This window comes from Arcicella gelida, assembly GCF_034931025.1.
Classification (GTDB): Bacteria; Bacteroidota; Bacteroidia; order Cytophagales; family Spirosomataceae; genus Arcicella; species Arcicella gelida.
The window spans coordinates 1-18800 of record NZ_JAYGIL010000041.1; the positions used below are offsets into that span (position 1 = coordinate 1).

Genomic DNA, 18800 nt, shown 5'->3' on the forward strand with positions numbered 1-18800 from the left:
CAAGTCAAATAAAATTGTATTTTTTTAATAAATCACCGTAAGTGAAATGAAAAATCCACCCAGAATATGAGTGGATTTTATTCTAAATCAATATCGAAAAACAATTTTCAAGGGAAGCCGAAATAAACAGTTATAATCATCTTCTTTCTATTAGCAGGCGAATTAATTCGCCTGCTAATAGAAAGAAGCCTAGTAAAGTTCAAACAGCTTTTACGACAAAGTTACTCCACAACTTACTTGATAGGTCTCTCCTGCTGATAAAGTCAATAAACCATCTCCTGAATTAAAAGCATTTGTATTTCCTGTCATTGGTTCAATCGCCACACAGTTACGTGCTTCTGGAATATACACAACGATAAAAGAGAATTGTCCTTTCAAGCCTTCTTGCCAAAGTGTAAGCGAAACATCCTTCTGGATTGAATGCAATACTGCTTCTACTTTCTCGGCTGGTTTAACAGCAAAAACAGCATTTAAGTCTTGACCATCTAAGATGATTCCTTCACTAAAATCAACGGATTTTGTTTCTACAGAAATCAATTGTTCATCAGGAATTGACTGTTCGATAGCAGGAAAATCTATTCGCCAATCATCAGCCGTTTCTCCTTCAATTTTAAAATATGGATGCCAACCCAAAACCATAGGCATCGTTTTTGTTCCTGCATTTTTGATAGAGTATGTCAAAGTAAAACCTTTTTCGGCAGATAGCGTATTCGTGATTTCTAACACAAAAGGAAATGGATAGCCGAAGTAATTGCCTTTATATTGGTAGCGGAGAATTATGCTCGCTTCTGTATCGGTAGATATTTCTTCAATTACTTCAAAATTAGCAAAAGCGACAAAGCCGTGAATGGCATTGTGGAGTGCTACTTCATTGATAGGTAATTGATAAGTATCGCCTTCAAAATAATATCTGCCATTTCTAACACGATTTCCCCAAGGAAATAAATGTGCAGAAGGATATGCAGCCATTTGTTGTATTAATTGTTCATCGGTATCAGCGCAAACAATTACGTTAAATAAGTTTTCATTTTTTCGGAAAACCATTTTACGAATAATTCCACCCAATTCAGGTAAAATATTAACGGTTTCACCAGTTGTTGGATTCGATAAAACGTATTCAGTAAAACGTCCGAATGCCTCTTTAGTAATTTTCATGTTGGATAATATTACTTACTATTTAAATTTTAGGCAAAATTAAAAGCTCAGGCTTCAAGGTTACATCTCTCCTTCCACTCCCAAACCGAATAAGGCAAAATCATATTTTACAGGGTCGTTGGCATCGAATAGTTTTAGATTTTCGGTTAATTCTACAGCCATTTGCCAATCGGGTTTAGGTCTTTCTATCAAACCCAATTTACGAGCTACTCTTTCTACATGAACATCGCAAGGACAAATCAATGTTGAGCTTGAAATATTTTCCCAGATTCCAAAATCAACGCCATGATTATCTTTTCTTACCATCCAACGCAAAAACATATTTAAGCGTTTGCAAGAAGAGTTTCTAAGTGGCGTAGCAATATGCTTACGAGTTCTTTCAGGATAATCTTCTAAACTAAAAAAAAAGTCATGAAAGCCGATGAGATTATTTTTTATATTGGATTCTTCTGTACTATGATTTCCCACTAAAAAAGCTTCTTCTAAAGATTCATGTTTTTGATAAAACTCACGAAACCAAGCGATAAAGTACAGTGTATCTGTAGCATTAAAAGTACGATGTTTGAAAGAAAGGAAAGTTTTTAAATCAGAATCTTGATGATTCATGATAAAATCATGCGGGCTACCATCCATCAAAGTAATCAATTCTTTACATTTATTGATGATTGTTTTTCTTTGTCCCCATGCTAAAATAGAAGCCCAAAAGCCCATGATTTCAATATCTTCTTTCTTAGTAAAAAGATGTGGAATAGAAATTGGGTCGTTCGGAATAAAATTAGTTTGGTTGTACTGTAAATACTTTTCTGCTAATAAATCAGCGACGTAATTAGTCATTCTTGAAAGGATAAAAACAAAATACTCGGCATTATTACCATGAATAATGCCGAGTATTTTTTATTTGATTTTTGAAGCAACAAATGCGATAAGTTTTGACGGGATTGAAAAAATCCAAACTAATACTGTGTATAAAAAAGCAAAAGTTGCGATGGCTGGAAATGCCAATGTATAAAGAACATTAAACACGATATGCCCAAAAGTGATTTGTCTTTTATTGCGTCGCATTGTTTAAGGGGTCATGTAATTGAGTTCTGTTCTAATTCTTTTCTCTGTTGGATTCAATTTTTCAAAAGCTCTTGGCGATAATTTAATAATTACTTTATCGCTTCCAATATCGGGTAATTTTCCAACTACTTTTACCCAAATGCTTTGTCCGTTAGCTATATTTTTCACATTCACCAAGGTCCCAACACCAGCAGAACGGTGAAGTGCTAAATATTTCCCTGAATTATCTTCAACATCAATCAATTCAGCTAAACCACTTTCAATCGTTCTTCTGTATCCTGATGCTGTTCTTACTACTTCCGAAGAAGTTTTTACATCATTTGGTACAGGTTCTTCTGTTTTTGCAGCTACTTTGGGCTGTTCAACAGCAGTTGATGTTGGTCTGTAAGGTTCATTTCTTACTTCTCCTCTTGCAGGAACGTCAGTATTAGTATATCGTTTGCGTTCATACTCTTTAGCATCTACGATAAGTACTTGTCCCGCTGACAATTGGTCGTTTGTTAAATTATTCCATCTCCTCAAATCAGCAATTGCTACTTTATATTTACTAGAAATACCGTATAAACCTTGTCCTTGTTCAACAGTATGTGTTGCTGGTCTTGAAGGTTCAGGTGTTAATAAAGCTGTTGAGTTACTTGTATATTTTGCTGGAACCGTGCTAACTACCTTATTAAAAGGCACTTTCACCATTTGCCCGATATTCACATTATCAGAAATCCCTGGATTGGCTGCTCTAAATTCAGACATTGAGCTTCCATATTTTCTTAAAATAGAATACAATGTTTGCTTAGGTTCTACTTTATGAATTACATACGTTTTGCCTGCTTCTTTACGTACTGTAACTGAATCTAGGCTTATTTCTTTGGCAAAAGATGATGTATATGTTGCTGATAAAAGAAAGATAGAGACAATCTTAGCAACGGACTTAGTGTTATATTTCATATCCGATGAGTTGATTTTGATTTTTAACATATAGTAAAGTGTCAGATTTCATAGAAAAGGTGTCTATTCCTATTCCTTCGCTCTCTGCGATGAAATCATGTAGTAGAATTTTTTTTTCTTTATTGGTAATCAACAAATAATTTTGGAATTGCTTTCCTCTGTAAATATAGTAAGAAATTACAATTTTGTCATTGACTTCCAGATAATCTACCCCATTTTGGGCTTCAATATTTATTAAATGGTAAAGGAATTTAAAAATCGTTGGAAAATGTGGACTTGAATCAGGATAATGCCTCACAAAATGCTGATTTTGTTCAGGAATAAAGGTTTGAAATGGTTTCAATCCGATTTCAAGCGATTGATAAATAGGTAAATTACTCTCATCTAACTGATAAAGCACTAATATATTGCCATCACAACTAAAAAAAATCCAGTCTTCTATTTTTTGTTCAATCTCGCAAGTTGTAATATTTATTAGGATTACTCCCAGAGGTTCAGGCTTTTGCTGATCTGAATATTTATGTAAGACCAAATGATTACCAAAAATTCCGACTAAACCTAACCACCAAGATTTTTCTGGACGATAGTCTTTCCATAATACTTCACCTGTTTTTAAATTCAATGCAGAAAAGCTTACTTGTCGGCTAGATTCATCTCTTACTTCCAAAACCATTTTGTCTTCATAAAAAACAGTATTCCAAATTTTTCCAGCGAAAGTCTCCTCTATTTTTTTTAGCATAAATTTTATTGTTATTTTACATTTTAATTTGAGTCTCCGATTACAAGTTTAAACATATATTTTTGCAATCTCATCCTAATCCAGTTTATCAGTGTTAAAAATATTAGGCATTATTCCTGCTCGCTACGCTTCCACTCGTTTTCCTGGAAAACCATTAGTGGACATCAGTGGTAAAACCATGATTCAACGTGTGTATGAACAAGCGTCAAAATCTAACTTACTTGCCAAAGTAGTTGTTGCCACAGATGATGAAAGAATTTTTGAACACGTAAAAAGTTTTGGTGGCGAAGTTGTAATGACTTCCTCTAAACATCCAAGCGGAACTGACCGCTGTTTTGAGGCTTTACAAATCGTTTCTAAATTGGAACGCAGAAAAGAGGGAAAAGAATTCCAACGATATAATTATGTCATCAATATTCAAGGCGATGAACCTTTCATTCAGCCTAAACAAATTGATATTTTGGTGCAATGCCTAACGGCTAAAACTGAATTGGCGACTTTAATAAAACGTATTGAAGACGAAGCTACTTTGTTCAATCCCAATACACCAAAAGTAATTTTCAATAATTATCACGAAGCCATTTACTTCACACGTCAAACAATTCCCTATTTAAGAGGCATCGAAAAAGATAAGTGGCTAAATGCCCATGATTACTTCAAACACATTGGAATTTACGCTTACAGAGTTGACATTTTGAATAAAATCACAAAATTACCAATTGCTTTATTAGAAAAAGTAGAATCTTTAGAGCAATTAAGATGGTTGGCAAATGGCTTTAAAATAAAAGTTGCCATTACTCCTTACGATAGTTTTGGAATTGATATTCCTGAAGATTTGGAAGAAGCACAACGAATTACTTCTTAAAGAAAAACGAGTCATCCCAAATTTTCTCTTGAAAAAGATCTGTTGAAAAAGATTTCGGAGAAAAATTGGGATGACTCATGTTGATTTTAGCAATAATCACTAATCTACCTCTGCCTTGTTTACTCTTTTCGGAGTAGCCTTTCCATCTACCATCGACTTCGCCCCTACTGCAATGGCACGAATCATATTGGTCATGTGCGTCATATCAAGGCTTTCAAATTCATCATCTACAGAGTGATATAATTTATCAATATCAATTTGGTCAGACGAAATAGAATGTGCTGGTACGCCCAATCTAGCCAAAGTAGCATTGTCGGAACGATAAAATAAATTCTGTTCAGTATAAGGGTCTGGATGAAAACTATAAACGCTTCCTTTTACGGCTTCTTGTAAAATTGTTCCAAAATCAGAACGTTCAAAACCTGTAATAAAAGCTGAATTTACCCCAAATTTCGAAGCCTTACCAATCATTTCAATGTTGAACATCGCTACGATTTCATCAGGATTCAGTTGTTTCGAGAAGTACTGAGAACCATAACCGCCAATTTCTTCAGCAGTGAAACATACAAAAATTAAAGTACGCTCTGGTTTACCTTGCTTTTTGAAGTAATCTGCTAAAGCAACTACTGCCGTTGTTCCCGAAGCATCGTCATCCGCACCATTAGCAATTGAATCGCCCTCAACGGCTTTTTGATAGCCAAGATGGTCGTAATGTCCAGAGAAAACTATGTACTCATTACTTCTTTTACCAGGAATCATTCCTGTTACGTTGGCTAACGGAAGCGTCTCTACTTTATTAGTTAACTCAGCTTTAATGTCATTTACTTGTACAGAATCGGCTAAAATAAAGAGTTGTGATTCACCTTTTCCAATACTTTCCTTCATAGAACTGCTATTAAAACGACGGTGATAATTGGCAAATGTTTTCTGATGCTTCGGATTTACCAATACAACAGCATCTACTTTTTTGCTTAAAATTTCGCCAAAAGCCTTTCTGTAATTAGCATTTTCGCCTATATAAAATATCTGTTTCGGGCTAGTCCAAGCAATACTTTCGTGACCAGTCAAGAAGAAATACTTGTCTTTGCCAATTTCAGCATTGTTTAAAACAACAGTAGATTGCTCTGGTTTGAGCGAATACATGCTAAATTTTTGCTCGTAGGAATTCAATCCTGCTAAAGGTTTCAAACCGATTCTTTTAAATTCAGCCTGTAAGAAAACAGAAGCCTTTTCAATACCGGGTGTAAAAGTTCTTCGCCCCATCATGTCATCGGCACTCAAGGTTTTCACAATTCTTTCTACTTCAGTTTGTTTGATGCTTGATTGTGAGAATCCATAATGGGCAACCATTACAGACAAAATCAATGTAATTACTCTTTTCATATTTGTATTTTTTCTTACAAAAATAGACGAATCCATTTTTAAATACAGTGATTCAATTTTTAATTTCAAAAAATTAGCTGAACGGCTCTTATCAAAAAACAAAGGCTTTTTAGATAGGTAAATGGTGAGATAAAATTTTCTGATTTTTTGTCTCTGCACTGTGCAGGAAAGAAACATCGCTTGATGATTCGTCGCTGCAACGTGCAGGAAGGAAACATCACTCGATGATTCGTCGCTGCAACGTGCAGGAAGGATACATCACTCGATGATTCGTCGCTGCAACGTGCAGGAAGGATACATCACTCGATGATTCGTCGCTGCACTGTGCAGGAAGGAAATATTACTCGTAAATTCGTCGCTGCATCGTGCAGGAAGGAAATAATAGCTTGTAAATACGTCGCTCCAACTTGGAGCAAGCAAATATCACTCGTAAATGCCTCGCTCCAATTCGGAGCAAGCAAATATCACTCGTCATGTACTATAAAAAATCGGGCTAAGCAAATGCTGTTAACATTTACTTAGCCCGATTAAAATTTGAAGCGTTTCTTCGTTTAGTCAACGAATCTAAAAATTCTATTCCAACGAATTTTACTCAAGAAGTTCTTATTAGGGTCTAAAGACATCCAAATAAATACTGCTTTTCCAACCACATGGTCGGCAGGAACAAAACCCCAATAACGTGAATCCGCTGAATGATGACGGTTATCGCCCATCATAAAGTAATAATCTTGTTTGAAAGTATAAGAAGTAATTGCTTTTCCGTCAACCAAAATTCTATGTCCGTCAATGACAACATTTTGATTTCCTTCGTAATACTTAATGATGTACTTATATTTATCTACATTGCCAGAATCTAACTTGATAGTCAGACCTTTGTTCGGAATCAATAATGGGCCATAGTTATCTCTGTTCCAAATGTATGAACTACCAAACATTGGCGTTGCTCCATCGTCGTTAGTCATGCCATCTTGTCCATCAGGAGTACCTTTAGGAGCTTTCAATAAATCAACGCTGTAGAAAGATTTCATTTTTTTGAATTCTTCAATATTACCAGCATAAGTATTGATGATATAATCGTGCAAACCACCTACTAATGAATCTTGTCCTGTTAGATTTACTTCCATCCAATTCGCATTCGACTGCCCCGTTGCATCAACTCCATTGAAGATATTATGGTCTTCAAAGAATTCGTCTGTTAATTGCTCCTTCACTTTCAACAAATATTCATGTTGTAATTTCTTAGGATTTTCCATCGGTTTTCCGTCGATATATACCTGCGTATCACGAATTTCCAAAGTTTTTCCCGGAGTTCCGATACAACGTTTGATATAATAAGTACGTAAATCAACTGGTGCATCGCCATCTGGCGTGTAGTTTGGCACATTAAATACCACTGCATCGCCTTGTTTTACCTCTGAAAAACCAGGTAAACGTTTGATAGGCAAATCTAACCAACGCAAGTAAGAAGGAATATCTGTTCCCCAAATTTTTTGGTGCGTTAAAGGTACTTGAAGAGGCGTTTTGGGAGTTCTAACCCCATAATGTAATTTACTTACAAAAAGGAAATCGCCGACCATCAATGAGCTTTCCATTGAAGGCGTTGGAATGGTATAGGCTTCAAAGAAGAAGAAACGTATTAAAGTTGCCGCTACTACTGCAAATACTACAGAATCAATCCATTCACGGAAAGGTGATTTTTGTTTAGGTTGTTTTTTTTCTGACATTTTTATCGTTGTTGGAAATGTTCTCCAATGGTTAGTCGTAAAGTTGATAATAGAATTACAGTTTAGCTGTCAGCTTAAAGCTACAACGCCAACAAATCATTCATTCCAAAAACACCTTTCTTGCCTACAATCCATTCAGCTGCAACAACTGCACCCAAAGCAAAACCTTCACGACCGTGCGCTACGTGTGAGATTTCAATTTGGTCGATGTCTGAAATGTATTTTACAATATGTGTTCCGGGAACTTTGCCTTCACGAGCAGACCAAATGGCTACTTCATCTTGTGCTGGAATTTCGTTATTAATCCATTTACTTTTTCCTTCAAGGTTTTCAATCAATCCTTCTGCAATGGTAATTGCCGTACCAGACGGAGAATCTTTCTTTTCTGTATGATGGATTTCAGTCGTTGAAACAGAGTATTGTTTCTGTGGACTTATCAATTTAGCCAACATCTTGTTCAATTGAAAAAAGATATTTACACCAATTGAATAATTTGATGACCAAAAGAAAGCCCCTTCTTTTTCAAGGGCTAAAGCTTCTACTTCTGGCTTATTCTCAAGCCAACCAGTTGTTCCACAAACTACAGGAAAACCTTTATTGATACATGCTTTTACATTTTCAAAAGCAGAAGAAGGATGGCTGAATTCAATAACTGCATCTACTTGAGCAGTGGTTAGTGCTTCAAAATCTTGACGATTATTTACGTCAATTCGAGCAACAATATTATGACCTCGGTCTAAGGCGATTTTTTCAATAACCTTTCCCATTTTGCCATAACCGAGTAAAACAATATTCATAGTAATAAATTGATTGTGTAATTGAATATTTCCTAAAAGGATTAATAATGTTTAATTTTATTTGAAAGCAAAAGTAAGTTTTGCTCCGTAAACGGCATTCATCATATCGGGGCTTGTTAATGTCGGCTGAATTTTGAATGAAATATCGTCTGTCAAATCAAAGGTTTTCAAGTGAGCCGTTACGTTGGCATCAATAATATTGGCCGCCCAAACTACTGCAATAAATAAGTAAGAACCATCTCTGTTTCTACGATAACCATTCACAAAAGTATTGAGCTGTGAAGATGTTACTTCTCGTTGCGTTCCACTTTCGTCACCATAAAGTGTAATTTTAGCACTTGAAGGTGGACTTGCCACTTTAAAATTATCAATGTATTGCTGTTTGTAATAAGAATATTTAGCTTGATTGGTAATGATAAAGTAAATATTCACGGCAAAACCACCATATACAAAAGGTAATTTCCAATACTGACGATTGTAAATTTGTCCCCAACCCGGTACCATTGCCGAGCGTAACGTTGAAACTCTTGGAATGATTTTATAAGGCTTTTTTATAGAATCTTTCTTGACGATGACATTTGTTAAAGAGTCTTTCAGACTAACAACATTACTTTCTTTCAATACTTGTGCTTGTGTTAGCAAACTTCCAAGGAAAAAAAATAAGCCTATAAGTAATTTCTTCATTTTAGTTTTTTGAACTTCAACGCAAAATTACCGCTAATATTCCGTCTGGTGAAGGGTAATTAAGTTTTTTTAAGAGAAAAATCCAGTCCTTTTCATGATAGAAGGACTGGATTTTCAACTAAGCTTTAATCGCTAATAAGATTTTATCTAATTCTTCTTGAGAAGTAAATGGGATTTTAATTTCACCTTTACCTTTATCGTCAGCCTTTACGGTCACTTTTGCTCCAAAATAGGCTTGTAAACGGAATTGTAAACTTCTGATTTCTTGCTTTACTCCTCCACCGATTGCTTTCTTTGCAGTATTTACTAAAGAGGCATTGGCTAATTCACGAACGGCTTCTTCTACTTTTCTTACTGACCAATCGTCTGCAATCGTTTTCTGAAAAATATCTAATTGCTGTTCTCTATCAGGAATATTGATAATAGCACGAGCATGCCCCATCGAAATTTTGGTATCTCTTAACGCTACTTGTATTACATCTGGTAATTTTAGCAAACGAATATAATTATTAACCGTTGTGCGGTTCTTCCCTACTCTATCACCTAGTTCTTCTTGTTTTAGAGAACATTCAGTAATCAATCTTTGGTAGCTTAATGCAATTTCGATAGCATTCAAGTTTTCACGTTGAATGTTTTCGATTAATGCCATTTCTAGCATTTGCTGGTCGTCAGCAGTACGCACATAAGCAGGAATACTTTTCAAACCAGCTCTTTTTGAAGCTTGCAAACGACGCTCTCCAGAAATTAACTGAAATTTATTCGGAGCAATCTGACGAACCGTAATCGGTTGAATAATTCCTTGTACTCTGATTGAATCTGCTAATTCATTCAGGGCTTCTTCGTCAAAATGTGTTCTTGGTTGATAAGGGTTTGTTTCGATTAAATCAACCGAAATTTCGTTCATCGAACTAATTTGCTCTAAACGTGTAGGGCGTTCGATGGGTGTTGCAGGTTGACGAGGCTGCGTGTTATTTACTTCGTCCGAATCTTGAAGTAAAGCACCTAAGCCTCTACCAAGTCCGACACGTTTTTTTACTGCTGGGATTTCTACTTTACTCATTTCTTATACGATGATATAGAACAGATTTTTCGGGATGGCGTTTTCCAAAAGGAAAAATCTACTCTTGTGTTACATATCCATTTTTAGCCAAAACCTCACGAGCGAGGTTCAAGTAACTAATTGCACCTTTACTTTCCGAATCGTGTGCAATGGCTGGAACACCAAAACTTGGAGATTCTGAAAGACGAATATTTCTAGGAATAATGGTATTGAATACCATGTTATGAAAATGGGCTGTTACTTCTGCTACTACTTGGTTCGACAAACGTACTCTTAAATCATACATTGTCAATAAAATACCTTCAATGGCCAAATTGGTATTCAAACGAGATTGAATAATTTTCACGGTATTCAATAATTTTCCAAGTCCTTCTAATGCAAAATATTCACATTGTACAGGAATTATCACAGAATCAGCGGCTGTAAGGGCATTAATGGTGATTAAACCCAAAGATGGTGAACAGTCAATAATAATAAAATCATAGTTATCAAGAATAACGCCTAATGATTCTTTCATTTTTTGTTCACGATCACGAAGATTAATCATTTCAATTTCAGCACCAACCAAATCAATGTGCGAAGGAATGATATGCAGATAAGGTAAATCTGTAGCAATGATAATATCTTGCACATTTACTCCATCAACCATACATTCATAAATTGAATTTTCAATTTCCTTAGGATTAAACCCTAAACCTGAAGTAGAGTTTGCCTGAGGGTCAGCATCAACAATGAGTGTTCTGAATTCGAGAGCGGCCAAACTTGCCGCCAGGTTAATAGTGGTTGTCGTTTTTCCAACTCCTCCTTTTTGGTTGGCTATGGCAATTATTTTCCCCATCTTGGATTTTTCTGAGTTACAGTCTTTTTTAAGCTAGGCATTTACGAACAGACAAACGGGCTAAAGAAGTATTAAATTAAAAAGACAAATCTTACTCCTTAATTCCTACAAGCTAATTCACAATTCCCAGTACCTCAAATAACAGACTTCAAATATCGTCCTTTCCGACCACATAAGCAAAGAGTGTTCCACAAAATGTTTCACGATTATTGATTTATGAGTATAATACTATATTTGATTCAGTATTAACAATCAATAGAATTGACAATTTTATGAGTTAAAATGATTATTTTTATTTTGATAAAAATTAGATTAAGACAATAAAAATGATGATTTTTAGATATAAATAGCAACAAAGTACAAATAATACACATTCGATATACTTTTAGAGATGTATTCAAAATTGTTTCTAAAAATCAGAAAATGTATTTTAGCATAATTTTGGAACGTTCAATCTTAACATTTTATTTACATTTCATTCATATACTTTATTAACAAACTTATTTTATGACATCAAAATCCATTGAAACCGAAGAGGTTCAAAAATCAAATAGCTATCCCAAGGCTGTTCCCTATATCATCGGAAATGAAGCCGCTGAACGTTTTAGTTTTTATGGGATGCGTTCTATCCTTCCTACTTTTTTAATTGCACAATTTTTCAATCCTACTTTCAATCCACTCCTTCAACAAACTGCAGAAGCTCAGTCCAATCAAAAAGTACACATGTTTGTTGCATTGGCATATATTATGCCTATTTTGGGAGGTATTGCCGCTGACTGGTTTTTTGGAAAATATAAAGTAATATTATATGTCTCTATTTTATATTGTTTTGGACATTTAATGTTAGCTATGTTTGATACAGACTTAGCACTATTTTCTATTGGAATGACAGTGATTGCTGCAGGTGCTGGTGGTATCAAATCGAACGTTTCTGCCAATGTTGGAGACCAATTTGACAAAACCAATGAACATTTTATGTCTAAAGTATATGGTTGGTTTTACTTTTCAATCAATGCTGGTTCATTCTTATCTACCTATTTTATTCCTGAAATCAATAAAAAATATGGTTCAGCATGGGCTTTTGGTATTCCAGGGGTTTTAATGGCTCTGGCAACTTTGATTTTCTTTTTAGGGAGAAAAAAATATATTAGAGTGCCTCCAACAGGTATTAATCGAAATAATTTTATATTTATTTCATTCTATGCACTGATAAATATGGGCAAAAGAGTAAAAGGTGATCATTGGCTAGACGTTGCCAAAGCAAGTTATGACCCACAAAAAGTTGATGATATAAAAGCTGTCTATCGTTTGATTATTGTGTTTGCTTTTATTCCAATTTTCTGGGCGTTGTGGGATCAAAATTTATCAGAATGGGTTTTGCAAGCTCAAAAAATTGATTTGAATATAGGCTTAGGCTTTACTTTATTACCAGAACAAGTACAAATATTTAATCCTTTCTTCTTAGTAAGCTTTATTCCAGTTTTTACTTATTTTGTGTATCCTTTCTTTGAAAAATTGGGCATCAAAACTACTCCATTACGTCGTTTAGGCGTTGGCTTTTTCTTAACAGCTTTATCTTTTGTGATTATAGCCATGATTCAAGAAAATATTGATGCTGGTGGCAAACCTTCTGTTTGGTGGCAAATATTGGCTTATTTGGTTTTGGCTTGGGGGGAAATCTTGGTTTCAATTACTGGTTTAGAATATGCTTATACTAATTCGCCAAAATCTATGAAATCGACGATGACTGCTATCTTTTATTCAACAGTTTCTATTGGGAATTTAGCCGTTTCACTTATCAACGAAAATATTGCTAACAAAGGCTTCTTTGCTCAATTAGATGGTGCTAAATATTTCTGGTTTTTTGCAGCCTTGATGTTTGCTTCATTTCTTGTTTACATTTCTATTGCTTCAAGAATGAAGGAGACTCGTTATGTAGGAGTGACGGAGTAAAGCTAGCAACGAGTTTTTAGCTTTGAGCTTCAAGAAATAGACTAAGATAAAACTTAAATCATATTTCTTGAAGCTCATTTTTTGTATATTTCCACGAAAAAGCTCAAGGCTGAAAGTCCTAAAAAACATTATGGAAGAACAACATTTAGAAAGCTCTGATTTTATTAAAGATATTGTTATCGGAATGTCTGACGGACTGACCGTCCCATTCGCTTTGGCGGCTGGACTTTCGGGAGCCGTAGCTAATACTTCCATCATTACTACTGCGGGTATTGCTGAAATTGTAGCAGGTTCAATTGCAATGGGTTTGGGTGGCTTTCTAGCAGGACAAACCGAAGTTGAACATTACGATGCCGAACTAAAACGAGAATACGAAGAAGTAGAAAGAGTTCCTGAAAGAGAAAAAGAAGAAGTAAGAGAAGTATTTGCTGATTATGGTTTAGATGAAGAAGCACAAAATTTAATCGTTGAAGCCCTTTCAAAAGACAAAAAGAAATGGGTAGATTTTATGATGAAGTTTGAATTAGGCTTAGAAAAACCTGACATCAACAGAGCTAGAAATTCAGCTTTGACGATTGGCACTGCTTACATCGTCGGTGGAATAATTCCACTTGCTCCTTATTTTTTTGTAGAAGATGCTCATCAAGGATTACTTTATTCTATGGCAGTAACTTTACTAACACTTTTTGTATTTGGCTATTTTAAAAGTAAAGTAACAGGACAAAATCCATTGACTGGAGCGATTAAAGTAACCTTAATCGGTGCTGCTGCCGCTGGTGCTGCTTTCTTCGTAGCAAAAATGTTTGGAGGATAAATAGAACAGTTATATGAATTGTAAGTAAGCGAGTTAGTGATTTTTTGATACACAAAATAAAAAATCCAACAAAGAAAAACCTATCTGATAAACCTTGATTATTACGAATGACTAAGCAACAAGCAATTTTTAATTGGAGTGGCGGGAAAGATTCTGCTTTGAGTTTATATAAAACATTACAGTCAAACGAATACGAAGTAAATTGTTTGCTGACGAGTATCAACGAGCAGTATCGTCGAATTTCAATGCACGGTGTAAGAGAAGAATTATTAATTCAACAAGCTGAAAGTCTCGGTATTTCGTTGGTAAAAATGTTTCTTCCAGAAATGCCAACAATGGAAGTTTATGAAAATGTGATGAAAAGTACTTTGCTTGATTTACAAAGCAAAGGAGCTACAGCCTCTATTTTTGGCGATATTTTTTTAGAAGATTTACGCCAATATCGTGAAAACAAATTAGCCGAACTGAATTTAAAAGGTGTTTTTCCTTTATGGAAAACCCCAACGAAAGATATTATCAAAGAATTCCTTGACTTAGGTTTTAAAACCATCACTACTTGTGTAAACGATAAGTATTTGGACAAAAGCTTTGTAGGTAGAATCATTGATGAATCTTTTTTAAATGATTTACCTGAAAATGTTGACCCTTGTGGTGAAAATGGCGAATTTCATACTTTTGTCTTCGATGGACCAATTTTCAAAGAAGCAATTCCATTTGAAAAAGGCGAAATAGTTTATCGACAATATACTCCTACTTCAAAAAAAGACGGTAATAATTATGATTGCGATGATTCATCACAAGAAAATCCATTTGATAATGGTTTCTGGTATTGTGATTTGTTGCCTAAATAATCTTATAAATAGCTAAAGCAAAGTATATCGAAAAATCCAAAAACAATATGCAAGAGCTATCCATTAAACAAATTTTATCTCAAGAGATTAAAGCCTTCTTTAAACTTAAAAAGTCGGATAGACTTTGGCATATTCCTGTACTGGCTTCACTCTGCATAGGAATTCCTTTACTGATTGGCTTGGCTTTTGATAATGTAAAATCGGGTTTATTAGCAAGCCTTTCTGGACTTGTCATTTTATACATTCCTACCGCCAACTCAATCGTTAGCAGAATGGCAACCATGTTGATTTGCTCTTTTGGCTTTATGGTATCTTATGCAATAGGCTTAATTTTCAGTTTTAATCCATTTGTTTCTACAATCGTTTTCGGTATTTTTTCAACGATGGTTTACTGGATTAACCTCTATTTTAAGACAAAGCCACCAGCTAGTTTCTTCTTTATTATGATTGCCTCATTGGCTAGTGGCATGCCTCATGACTTATCAAGTATTCCTCAGAAAATTGGTTTAATTGCCATGGGAACCATGTTGGCTTGCACTTTAGCACTAATTTATAGTTTTTTGGTAAAGCGTAAAAATCATAAAAAAGATGCTGCTATCATTTCTGATTTACTGGTAAAAAGTAAATATGCGGATTTAGTTGAAGCCATGATTGTCGGTTCTTTTATGTTTACTTCTATGCTTATCGGACATGTTTTAAAATTCCAAAATCCTTATTGGATTCCAATTTCCTGTTTGGCTGTAATGCAAGGCGTAAACCTCTATCACATTTGGCAAAGAGTCATTCATCGTATTTTAGGTACATTTTTGGGTTTGGGTTTATGCTGGCTTTTTCTATCAATCATCCACACACCTTTTAGTATTTGTATTACGATTATTGCTTTACAATTTATCATCGAAATACTCATTGTTCGCCATTATGCTTTGGCAGTTATTTTTATTACACCCATGACAATCCTACTTGCTGAAGCTGCCAATCCTTTAATTCAAAACCCTGATTTATTAATTGCTACTCGCTTTTTAGATATTTCAATTGGAAGTTTAATTGGTGCAATTGGTGGCTGGTTTGTTCACAATGAAAAAATTCGTTTTTATACTACCATGAAAATCAGGAAAGCCAAACTGGTAGTAATGGGAAAATAGGTAGGATATTTAACTGTTTTTTTGAAATTTATACAGACAGACGACTCACATGAATAAAAAAATACTTTTAGTAGAAGACGATTTTAGTGTTGTTGAATTCTTAAAAAAGGGACTAGACGAAGCAAATTTTGAAGTATCCGTCGCCTTGAATGGGAACTCTGCCATCAGTATGGCTTCTGAATCTTCTTTTGACCTTATCATTTTAGACATCATGTTGCCCGATAAAAATGGGATTGAAGTATGCCGAATATTGCGTTCACAAGGCATCAAAACACCCATTCTTTTCTTAACAGCTCTTGGTACTTCCGAGAACATCGCTTTGGGTTTAAATACTGGTGCAGACGATTATTTGGTAAAACCTTTTAAGTTTATTGAATTATATGCCAGAATCAATGCCCTTCTAAGAAGGACTTCTTATACTGACAACCTTTCAGATGAAAAAGTAAAAAACACATTTGTCATCAGCGATTTAATTATTGATGACGATGCCAAAACAGTAATGAGAGGAGAACAAAAAATTTCATTAACAGCCACAGAATACCGTTTATTATTGGTTTTAATGAAAAATAAAGGAAGAGTACTTTCAAGAATAGACATTTTAGAAAGTGCTTGGGACATTAATTTCAACATGGGAACCAACGTGGTGGATGTCTATATTAATTACCTAAGAAAAAAAATTGATGGTGATTTCGAAAACAAGCTTATTCATACTGTTGTTGGAATGGGATATGTGCTAAAAGAAAAATGAAAACACAAACCAAACTAGCCATCATACTTGGTTTTCTGAGTACTACACTTGTTGTTGTATTTGGTATTTCCGTTTATTATTTTCTGGATAAATACTCTTATGTAGATTTTTATAAAAGACTAGAAGCAAGGGTAAGTATTTCGGCACAATACAGTTTAAATTCAGGAACATTAAATTCTAGATACTTAAAAAGTTTACGAAAACAGCATTTAGAAACGCTTGAAAAAGAAAAAGAATATTTGATTGAAACTTCTCCCAATGTTTCCTTAAAAGACATTGCTCAAAAACATAAATTGCCTCTTAATTTTCTTATTTCGCTTTCAAAAGTGGGAACTTACAGAGAAAAACAAGGAAATTTATTCATGGCTGGTTCGCAATATAAAAAAGGTAACAAACGCTATTTTGTCATTGTTTCGGCAGAAAATTACTATGTTTCCAATCACTTAATTTTTTTAAGAACAGTATTGATTGGCGGAATTTCAATGGTAATTTTAATCGTTGCGATTTTCTCATTTTACTTTTCTAAGCATATTTTTGACCCGATTCGAGACATCACCGTTAAAGTAAAACAAATCAGTACTGAAAATATTCATCTTCGATTGGAAAACAATATTGATAAAAGTAGTGAAATCAGTGAGCTAACCAGTACTTTCAACGAACTCCTCAATCGTATAGAAACGGCTTTTGAAACACAAAAAAATTTCATCAGTAATGCCTCTCATGAACTTGGCACTCCACTAACAACGATTATTGGCGAAGCAGACTTTTCGCTACTAAAACCACGAACTTCTGAAGAATACATTGCAGCCATAAAAAATATACTTCAACAAGCTGAACGTTTGAACGAAATTACAAAGTCATTACTCTTTTTAGCTCAAACTGGCTACAAAGGCAAAACCATTACTTTTGAAATGGTACGAATTGACGAAGTAATTTGGAGTACAAAAAGTCTAATTGATAAACTGAATCCAAACAATAAGATTTTGGTAGATTTACGTCTTTTGCCAGAAGACCCCAAGAAACTAAAAGTACAAGGTAATCAACAATTATTACACCTTGCCTTTGCCAATATTCTGAGTAATGCTTGTAAATATTCAAACAATAAACCTGTAACGGTACATATTGCTTCTAGTAATTCTCAAGTAATTATTATGGTTGAAGATCAAGGAATTGGTATTCCTGAATCTGAAATCGACTACATTTATGACCCATTTTTCAGAGCTTCCAATACAAATCTTTTTGAAGGTTACGGCATTGGCTTGCCACTTACTCAAAATATAATTTCACTACACAGAGGCGATTTAATTGTGAGTTCACAAGTAAATGTTGGCACAAAAGTTCAAGTTAAGATTCCACTCATGAAATTCATTTAAATCTCACTCTTATCGAATTCTAATCTCTTTCTTAAAAGTTTATAATCTATTCAAAATAGATTTGTCTTAATACTTAAACAATAAGTGATGACAAAAACTATTTTAGTCCCGATTGATTTCAGTGTTGCCTCGCTCAACACGTTGAAACTTGCACTGGAACCATACAGTGAAGACCCTATCGAGGTAATCCTGATGTACTCCGAATATCTGGATGATTCTATCACAGAATTATTATTTTATACGCCCAACAAAACGATTTCAAATCATATTACTCCAGCATTTAAAGAAGCCTTAGAAATCATTAAAAATAGATTTGAAGGAAAATTAAAGCACATCAGCATTGAGTTGTTTCATGGATATAATAAAAATGCGATAAAAACTTTTTTAGAAGCTAATCATGTGGATGAAATTTACATTCCCAGCAATTATCAGTTAAAAACTTCTAAGAAAGCTTTTAGTCCAATTCCACTTTTAAGGAAATCAAACTATAATGTTATTGAAGTAAATATTGAAACAGATTTTGAATTGCCAATTCAAGAACAATTCCTTTCATTATTTAACTAACATAAAGACCGTAGATTAAAAATAGAAAATTAATGCAAAAAAGTATGCTTTTATTAAGCATACTTTTTTTGTTGACTTTTATGTGATTATTTCATTAAAAAGGTAG

19 protein-coding genes are annotated in these 18800 nt (G+C 34.4%); 9 read left to right on the forward strand and 10 right to left on the reverse strand.

Annotated features, from left to right (window positions below):
• Positions 1–210: 210 nt before the first annotated feature.
• Positions 211–1155, reverse strand: a complete 945-nt coding sequence (locus VB776_RS22195; RefSeq protein ID WP_323699065.1) for an aldose 1-epimerase — start codon at positions 1153–1155, stop codon at positions 211–213.
• Positions 1156–1215: 60 nt separating this feature from the next.
• Positions 1216–1989: a TIGR02757 family protein gene (locus VB776_RS22200; RefSeq protein ID WP_323699066.1), complete on the reverse strand. Its 774-nt coding sequence runs from the start codon at positions 1987–1989 to the stop codon at positions 1216–1218.
• A gap of 46 nt (positions 1990–2035) precedes the next feature.
• Between VB776_RS22200 and VB776_RS22205 the strand changes: the two genes are divergently transcribed.
• Complete coding sequence (locus tag VB776_RS22205; RefSeq protein WP_323699067.1) at positions 2036–2164, forward strand: hypothetical protein; 129 nt, start codon at positions 2036–2038, stop codon at positions 2162–2164.
• 56 nt (positions 2165–2220) lie between these two features.
• Here VB776_RS22205 and VB776_RS22210 read toward each other — a convergent pair whose 3' ends face one another.
• Both VB776_RS22210 and VB776_RS22215 read right to left on the reverse strand, forming a co-directional pair.
• Positions 2221–3159 carry a LysM peptidoglycan-binding domain-containing protein gene (locus VB776_RS22210; protein ID WP_323699068.1) on the reverse strand — a complete coding sequence of 313 codons (939 nt, stop codon included), beginning with the start codon at positions 3157–3159 and terminating at the stop codon, positions 2221–2223.
• Positions 3149–3898, reverse strand: a complete 750-nt coding sequence (locus VB776_RS22215) for a DUF4905 domain-containing protein (RefSeq protein WP_323699069.1) — start codon at positions 3896–3898, stop codon at positions 3149–3151. Before VB776_RS22215 ends, VB776_RS22210 begins: the two co-directional genes overlap by 11 nt.
• A gap of 91 nt (positions 3899–3989) precedes the next feature.
• On the opposite strand from VB776_RS22215, the gene kdsB reads away from it, so the two are divergent.
• Positions 3990–4763 carry a 3-deoxy-manno-octulosonate cytidylyltransferase gene (gene kdsB, locus VB776_RS22220; protein ID WP_323699070.1) on the forward strand — a complete coding sequence of 258 codons (774 nt, stop codon included), beginning with the start codon at positions 3990–3992 and terminating at the stop codon, positions 4761–4763.
• A gap of 99 nt (positions 4764–4862) precedes the next feature.
• Here kdsB and VB776_RS22225 read toward each other — a convergent pair whose 3' ends face one another.
• From VB776_RS22225 to VB776_RS22250, 6 genes are all read right to left on the reverse strand, one after another.
• Complete coding sequence (locus tag VB776_RS22225) at positions 4863–6146, reverse strand: M28 family metallopeptidase (RefSeq protein WP_323699071.1); 1284 nt, start codon at positions 6144–6146, stop codon at positions 4863–4865.
• A 551-nt stretch (positions 6147–6697) separates the two neighbouring features.
• The gene (gene lepB, locus VB776_RS22230; RefSeq protein ID WP_323699072.1) at positions 6698–7870 is read right to left on the reverse strand and encodes a signal peptidase I; all 1173 of its coding nucleotides are present in this window, start codon (positions 7868–7870) and stop codon (positions 6698–6700) included.
• An 80-nt stretch (positions 7871–7950) separates the two neighbouring features.
• The gene (dapB, locus tag VB776_RS22235) at positions 7951–8667 is read right to left on the reverse strand and encodes a 4-hydroxy-tetrahydrodipicolinate reductase (protein ID WP_323699073.1); all 717 of its coding nucleotides are present in this window, start codon (positions 8665–8667) and stop codon (positions 7951–7953) included.
• A 57-nt stretch (positions 8668–8724) separates the two neighbouring features.
• Positions 8725–9351, reverse strand: a complete 627-nt coding sequence (locus VB776_RS22240) for a DUF5683 domain-containing protein (RefSeq protein WP_323699074.1) — start codon at positions 9349–9351, stop codon at positions 8725–8727.
• Positions 9352–9469: 118 nt separating this feature from the next.
• Positions 9470–10411, reverse strand: coding sequence for a ParB/RepB/Spo0J family partition protein (locus tag VB776_RS22245; protein ID WP_323699075.1), 942 nt, complete (start codon positions 10409–10411; stop codon positions 9470–9472).
• A gap of 58 nt (positions 10412–10469) precedes the next feature.
• The gene (locus VB776_RS22250; protein WP_309920033.1) at positions 10470–11249 is read right to left on the reverse strand and encodes a ParA family protein; all 780 of its coding nucleotides are present in this window, start codon (positions 11247–11249) and stop codon (positions 10470–10472) included.
• Positions 11250–11756: 507 nt separating this feature from the next.
• On the opposite strand from VB776_RS22250, the gene VB776_RS22255 reads away from it, so the two are divergent.
• The 7 genes from VB776_RS22255 (at position 11757) to VB776_RS22285 (ending at position 18694) form a co-directional block, all read left to right on the forward strand.
• Positions 11757–13202 (forward strand): POT-type proton-dependent oligopeptide transporter, encoded by a 1446-nt coding sequence (locus VB776_RS22255; RefSeq protein ID WP_323699076.1) that lies wholly within the window; start codon positions 11757–11759, stop codon positions 13200–13202.
• Positions 13203–13332: 130 nt separating this feature from the next.
• Complete coding sequence (locus VB776_RS22260; protein ID WP_323699077.1) at positions 13333–14016, forward strand: VIT1/CCC1 transporter family protein; 684 nt, start codon at positions 13333–13335, stop codon at positions 14014–14016.
• A 107-nt stretch (positions 14017–14123) separates the two neighbouring features.
• Positions 14124–14867, forward strand: a complete 744-nt coding sequence (locus tag VB776_RS22265; RefSeq protein WP_323699078.1) for a Dph6-related ATP pyrophosphatase — start codon at positions 14124–14126, stop codon at positions 14865–14867.
• A gap of 47 nt (positions 14868–14914) precedes the next feature.
• Positions 14915–16009, forward strand: a complete 1095-nt coding sequence (locus VB776_RS22270; RefSeq protein ID WP_323699079.1) for an FUSC family protein — start codon at positions 14915–14917, stop codon at positions 16007–16009.
• Between the two features lie 49 nt (positions 16010–16058).
• Entirely contained in the window at positions 16059–16757 is a 699-nt protein-coding gene (locus VB776_RS22275; protein ID WP_323699080.1) for a response regulator transcription factor, read from the forward strand.
• Complete coding sequence (locus VB776_RS22280; protein WP_323699081.1) at positions 16754–18130, forward strand: sensor histidine kinase; 1377 nt, start codon at positions 16754–16756, stop codon at positions 18128–18130. The genes VB776_RS22275 and VB776_RS22280 overlap by 4 nt, the downstream gene beginning before the upstream one ends.
• An 87-nt stretch (positions 18131–18217) precedes the next feature.
• Positions 18218–18694 (forward strand): adenine nucleotide alpha hydrolase family protein, encoded by a 477-nt coding sequence (locus VB776_RS22285; protein ID WP_323699082.1) that lies wholly within the window; start codon positions 18218–18220, stop codon positions 18692–18694.
• The last annotated feature ends 106 nt before the right edge of the window (positions 18695–18800 follow it).